The sequence below is a fragment of the Geotalea sp. SG265 genome, from assembly GCF_022808985.1.
Lineage (GTDB): Bacteria > Desulfobacterota > Desulfuromonadia > Geobacterales > Geobacteraceae > Geotalea.
Genome location: NZ_JAKZFT010000031.1, coordinates 1 through 5,669, shown reverse-complemented (window position 1 = coordinate 5,669; position 5,669 = coordinate 1). Strand labels below are relative to the sequence as shown.

7 protein-coding genes are annotated in these 5,669 nt (G+C 45.6%); all 7 read right to left on the bottom strand.

Annotated features, from left to right (window positions below):
• Positions 1–400 precede the first annotated feature (400 nt).
• Positions 401–1,515, bottom strand: a protein-coding gene (locus ML541_RS18720) for an IS3 family transposase (protein WP_243375576.1) whose coding sequence is annotated in 2 segments (ribosomal slippage) — positions 401–1,254 and positions 1,254–1,515 — 1,116 coding nt in all. Because the reading frame shifts where the segments join, the coding sequence is not laid out codon by codon here.
• A gap of 67 nt (positions 1,516–1,582) precedes the next feature.
• Entirely contained in the window at positions 1,583–1,942 is a 360-nt protein-coding gene (locus tag ML541_RS18715) for a hypothetical protein (RefSeq protein ID WP_243375573.1), read from the bottom strand.
• Between the two features lie 83 nt (positions 1,943–2,025).
• A complete protein-coding gene (locus tag ML541_RS18710) occupies positions 2,026–2,613 on the bottom strand; it encodes a hypothetical protein (RefSeq protein ID WP_243375570.1) in 588 nt (195 codons plus the stop codon).
• Positions 2,603–3,742, bottom strand: coding sequence for an XRE family transcriptional regulator (locus ML541_RS18705; RefSeq protein ID WP_243375568.1), 1,140 nt, complete (start codon positions 3,740–3,742; stop codon positions 2,603–2,605). The genes ML541_RS18710 and ML541_RS18705 overlap by 11 nt, the downstream gene beginning before the upstream one ends.
• 38 nt (positions 3,743–3,780) lie before the next feature.
• A complete protein-coding gene (locus ML541_RS18700) occupies positions 3,781–4,020 on the bottom strand; it encodes a hypothetical protein (RefSeq protein ID WP_243375566.1) in 240 nt (79 codons plus the stop codon).
• 201 nt (positions 4,021–4,221) lie between these two features.
• Positions 4,222–4,446 (bottom strand): hypothetical protein, encoded by a 225-nt coding sequence (locus ML541_RS18695; protein ID WP_243375563.1) that lies wholly within the window; start codon positions 4,444–4,446, stop codon positions 4,222–4,224.
• 233 nt (positions 4,447–4,679) lie between these two features.
• Positions 4,680–5,453 carry a restriction endonuclease gene (locus ML541_RS18690; protein ID WP_243375554.1) on the bottom strand — a complete coding sequence of 258 codons (774 nt, stop codon included), beginning with the start codon at positions 5,451–5,453 and terminating at the stop codon, positions 4,680–4,682.
• Positions 5,454–5,669 lie beyond the last annotated feature (216 nt).

Below are 5,669 nucleotides of genomic sequence, written 5' to 3'. Positions count from 1 at the left end.
GTGTATTCTGTTCTTCCACGGCAGTGTACTCCTTTCGGGTCGAATTTTCGTTTGGCGACGCAATTCTAACCGGAATCAGGCACTGCCGTGTTGCTTTTTATAAAAGCGAAAAATATTTTACGTTATCGTGTTGCTTTTTATAAAAGCGAAAAATATTTTACGTTATCGAAAACTTTACAGAACGTCTTGAAAATGCAAAAAGGACCACCTTTTAGGTTGGTCCTTTTTTGCTAAGCGCTTGATTTTGTTGGGTCAGGCTGGTGGACCTGATGGGGCATTCGACGAAGAAGATGATCGACGAGGTTTACGGGGCATACCGGCAGGGGTTGGTGGATGAGAAGGAGAAGATCCTCAACTTCTTGGGGAGGATTTCTTGGCGCTAGAGGCGTAAGCTTCCCTGTCAAGTAGACAGTTTGAAAGTAGAGTTTCCGGTGTAGTTTTCCATGTATTCGGCTGGCGTCATATCACCCAGAGAATCGTGAGGACGCAGCTCGTTGTAATCGTTCAACCACCAGTATGTTATCTCCCGCACCTCTTTCAGGTTGCGGAAGAGATAAAGGGATAGCACCTCTTCCCGATAGGTGCGGTTAAAGCGCTCGATGTAAGCGTTCTGATTCGGCTCTCCCGGCTGAATGTACTGAATGATGATTCCTACAGACTCGGCCCACGCGACAAAATCACCACTCAAGAATTCGGGGCCATTGTCACAGCGTATTACTTCCGGTAAGCCGCGCTCCAGGCGTAGCCGCTCGAAGACCCGGATGAGCCGCTTTCCGGTGATAGATGTATCGATTTCTACAGCCAGACACTCTCGGTTGAAGTCATCGATGACGTTAAAGGTTCTGAAGCGATTGCCAGCATAGAGCGTATCGCTCATGAAGTCGGCCGACCACACTTGATTCGGCTTTTGTGGCACTAGCAATGGCTGCTTCTCTCGTTTCGGCAGCCGTCTCTTGGCCCGTCGTTTCTGATTAAGGCGGAGGTTGCAGTAAACCCGGTAGACCCGTTTGTGGTTCCAGGGGTGGCCCAAACGCCGCAATACCCTGAATGATTTCCAGAATCCCCATCGGGGGTGCCGCTCAACCAGACGATTGAGGGCCGAGATTACATCTTGATCCGCTTCTGAGACAGAGATTATGGATCGGTAGTAGGCCGCACGAGCAAGGCCGACACAGCGGCAACTACGCTGAATCGAAAGCCTGTGCTCAGCGATGAGATAACAGACAGCTTCTCTTTTCTCGGACGGCCTCAGAGCTTTTTTTCGATCAGATCTTTCAGAGCACGATTTTCAAGAGCGAGATCGGCGTACATTCGCTTCAAGCGGCTCATTTCCGCTTCCATCTCCTTCATCCGCTTGAGATCGGAAGCATCCATGCCGCCATACTTCGACTTCCAGTTGTAGTAGGTAGCATCGCTGATGCCGTGCTTTCGACAGACATCCTTTACCAGCATCCCGGATTCAGCCTCTTTGAGAATCGCGATGATCTGGGTTTCTGTGAAACGGGCTTTCTTCATTTGAACCTCCTGGCGCTTTAGAATGCCAGAAAGCTCTACTTTTATCATGTCTCATTTTTGGGGAAGTTTACGCATTTACCTCACGCCGAGGAGGCGTTGCTTTGCTGTGAAGAATTGACCAGGAATCAAAAAGCGAGCATGCTTCATCATAAAGTTCGATGATAGAGTGCGGAGCTAACAGATGCAGCCTCGCCCCTGTTGTTGAAAAACCATCTGAAAGGGTAAACTCGCTTTGAGCCGCAACTTGCTTAAAGGCTCCATCAAAGTTCGCCACTACATCCATGTAAAGATTCTTTAGTTCGTCCAACCTTTCTTTCTTGATGGATGCTTTCCGGTCCTTTTCGTCGCTGACCCTCTTTAGGCGCCATCCCAAAACAGCTGACGTGACTGCAAAAAATCCGGCTACTGCTGGAGCCACAATGTCCATGTCTTTCCTCTTCACATAATGGGCATGGGTTTGACCAGCCTTCTTTTCGGGCGGGTCGTAACCTTGGTTGAATGCGCTTATGTTTACTCATGCATTTTCATGCACTTAGCTTCAAGCGCTTTAAGATAGAGTTCCTCGAAAAAACAGGTGAGCGGAATTCTTTTTTCAAGACGCTCATGCTCTTCAATTACTTTGACTTTGTCGCTATCAAGCAGATAATTGCCAAAGATTAGCCAGCCAAACAATTGTGGCGTCGTCTGAACTCTTTCAGTTCCTAAAATTGTCGTTCCAAGCTTTCTAGCTTTCATGTCATCAGTCATAAAAACCTGACTGAACTTTTTGGCAACTGCAATGGACGAAAGTTCTCCCATTCCCAGTTTTTTTCTATTCTCTAACATCTGAATGCCTTGTAAGTCTTCAATATCAAGAGAGTTAATTTGAACTTCACCGCGTTCAATTGCACTTGCAAAACGTTTCTGAATTTCTTTGTCTTCTAAGGTTGAATTGTTTCGGCTCTTAACAAGACACTCATAATGGACAAATCCTGTACAAATAAATCCACATCTGGCTTGTAGCGAGGCCGAATAAAGTGTGAGAGATGACAACACGTTTTGTATTGCGCAGGAGTCGATAATATTGTGGGGATGAAATTTACTGACATTAAAACTCATCGAATACACCTACTTGATAAAGTGCCGCTATTTCGACTAACTCCGCTTCTGTTACACGTAGCATCTCTGCAACCCTTGCACGAGAAATTAGGTCGTTTCTATAGGCAGCAAAGACCATTGTCAGATAGCGTGTTGATAGTCCCCTGTCTAATAGAGCTTCTTTTCTTTCTCGCGATTTTGGTGGCAAATCAGGTGGAAGTTCCGGGTCTGTTTTGAGGTTCTTGGGAACACGGATAGATTTGATGAAATCTACTTTATTTTGGTTGACTAGATTGGCCGTTTTGAGACCATAAGCAAGAGCAATCGTGCTAACCTGAAGTTTGTTGGCCCAAAGGATGACTTTGCTTTCATCCCAATTATGTGGATTTGGTATTTTATTCAGTAATTTTGATGGCATTAGATAATTACCGGCAAAAGAATTAGCTCTTACTTCCCTGAAATCTTTATCACCCACAAAAGAAACAATATAATCTTTATTATCAACTAAAGCATGAGCGGCCTCATGGGCAGCTGTAAATCGCTGTCTATAAACATCTTCAATGCTGTTTATAATAATACAATTACCCACAACTGGGTGTTTAATACACATCCCTGATATTTTTGAGTTGCTAAGTTTTCTTCGGTACACTAAGAGACCGATTTTCCTGAAATCATCATATATATTGAGCCTAACTTCTAATTCGCTATAACCAAAGAACGACCGTAGTTGTTCCGCGACTTGTTTTCCATGATTTTTATAGTTTGCACCTGATATATGACAAATAAAATGTTGCGTTTTTTGATAATCAAGAATTTTGTTTAAGTAGAATTCATTGTCAGCAAAATACAAAACTTCTTGAATTGCCCACCTATCTTCACTCGTTAGGTCGTTCCCGTATCGCCTAAACAGCGCTTCAGTCTGATCCAAAGGAGTAAGTTTTTCATTTGACACAAAGAACTTATAGTCGCACATGAAATAGTCAGCTAAAACGAGCACTTCATCACCTGTCGGTTCTTGTGCCCCCATTTCAAGATTAGTTATTCTTACAGCGGGGATACCGGTCGCTATTGATAGCTCTGCAATTGAGACCTCAAATTGCTCCCTGTACCTCTTGATTTTGTTGCCTAATGCAATTCGGTCGATCGGCATCTTAAATCCTTAGATCAATTTATACTGGGGTGATCTTGTTACTTTTCAACGTGGCCGGGGCGCACCGGCGGAGCGAAGCGGAGACCGTGTGCTAGTGCGTTTATTTCGTAGTAGGCGGCACGTGCAGCGACAGTCTGACGGTACAGCAACTTTTCAAAGTCTCTTTCGTCTAATTCTCCGTCTTCATTTTTTTCCACGTCGTCCCAGCGACAAGAATGCTTCAGAAAATCTTGCAGAGATCCTAATTCTATGGCGAGAAGTATATTGCTACCTGTCATAGTTAACGACCTCATCTCTTTTTATTTTCTGCCAACGGGCATGGCTTTGACCCGCCAGGTTTTGAAGGCGGGTCGTAAGCCGTGTTGGACTTCCTTCATTCTTTTCGTAGATAACTCACGCTAATAACTTTGCCTTTGTGGCAATCTTCGATCAAACTTTTCTTGGGGATTGGCCCCACGGCTCCCACTCTTTTTTGAGGGTCAAAGAAGACAAGTCTCCACAAAGGCGAGCGCGGGTTCTACCGCGGTGTAGTTGAATTCGGCATCGGGTGAGGCCATGTGGAGACGGACCGCAACTCCCTCGACTAGGTTCCGGAGCTGTGAGAGGACGTTCTGCGAGAGCAATGCCCGCTGGTCACCGAGCGATTCGATATTCCGACAAATAGTCTCGTCAGCGTTCTGGATATGCTTGGCGACCGTAGTCATTATCTATCAACTCCCACTTGAATAAAGAAAGTCATTGGCGTCCTCTTCTTACTAAAGGCCTTCTGCTGCTGTCTCCTCAACCTGCTGAGCCAACAGCAAGCAATGCTTTGTTAGCCTGTCAGGTTGGTTGTTGCGTGACACATGAGTCTTCACCTCTGGTTGTCAGCTTGCGCCGACATTCCACTTCAATATCTTCTAGCCATCCATTGAGGAATGTTATGTACTACCAAAGGTTATGGCATTACATGTAGTGCCGATGAGTAAAATTTCTTATTTTCCTGCTTCGCTTCATGAAGATTGATCCGAGCATTATGCCCATGCTTTTCGAGCAGGTGGAGAAGGTTTGAACCATTAAGTAGTGTCAAAGGCTTGCCTTTAGCGAATTCGTAAGCGTCCGGCCCATAATCAGCGGTCGTCACCAATATTCCCTTGATTGCGCCTTCGTTCATGACCGTACCGTATAGGTCTCTAACAGCCGATACCCCCACAGTATTTGCATATCGTTTGGCCTGAATGACAATCTTCCCACCCCTGATAGGGTCAGGGTCAAAGGCGATGGCATCCACTCCCCCATCTCGGCTAGCCTGGGTTACCTTGACCTCGCCGCCAGTCGAAACAAATTCCTGCTCAAAGAGTTCCCGAATCAAGTGCTCAAAATCTTCCCAGTTCATTGTGGCCAAATTTGTTCCTTCGTTGATGGAATCAACTACACCGTATCCCTCAATGAAGCGCCTGTCTTCCTTGTCGATCATCATGATGGGAGGTACAGAACTCAAACCTGAAAGCTTTGATGCCGCAACGCCTTTGAGGTTCTTGAAGCAGGCTTTCGGATCAATGCCAGCAAGATTAATCTGCATAAAGGCCACTTTTCGACACACGACGGAAAGGATGCAGGCAGTAACTTTATGGCCGCTCGTCTTGTCAACGGCAGTAACTATGCCATTGAAAGCTACCGCATCCAATGCATCTGCCGTGTCAGCTTCAAACAACTCATGGATGGTACGCAAGGCTACCTGATAAAGCAGATTATCGTATAAAGCGTCCCTCTCTTTTTCGGAAAGGTGTGTTTCTTTAAATGAATCCTTCGATTGTATATCAGGGCATTGAAAAACCCCCGCATTGAGCAGCTATGCCCCCTCAAGGGGCCAAATAGCATAAGTTATTTGTTTGGCTTGCTAAATTTATGCTCTTTGAAACTCAATTTTGCCGGGTTAGCCAGCCAT

Coding starts and splice junctions, on each gene's coding strand:
- ML541_RS18700 (WP_243375566.1), bottom strand. CDS start 4,020: ATGACAGGTAGCAATATACTTCTCGCCATAGAATTAGGATCTCTGCAA.
- ML541_RS18715 (WP_243375573.1), bottom strand. CDS start 1,942: ATGGACATTGTGGCTCCAGCAGTAGCCGGATTTTTTGCAGTCACGTCA.
- ML541_RS18710 (WP_243375570.1), bottom strand. CDS start 2,613: ATGAGTTTTAATGTCAGTAAATTTCATCCCCACAATATTATCGACTCC.
- ML541_RS18695 (WP_243375563.1), bottom strand. CDS start 4,446: ATGACTACGGTCGCCAAGCATATCCAGAACGCTGACGAGACTATTTGT.
- ML541_RS18705 (WP_243375568.1), bottom strand. CDS start 3,742: ATGCCGATCGACCGAATTGCATTAGGCAACAAAATCAAGAGGTACAGG.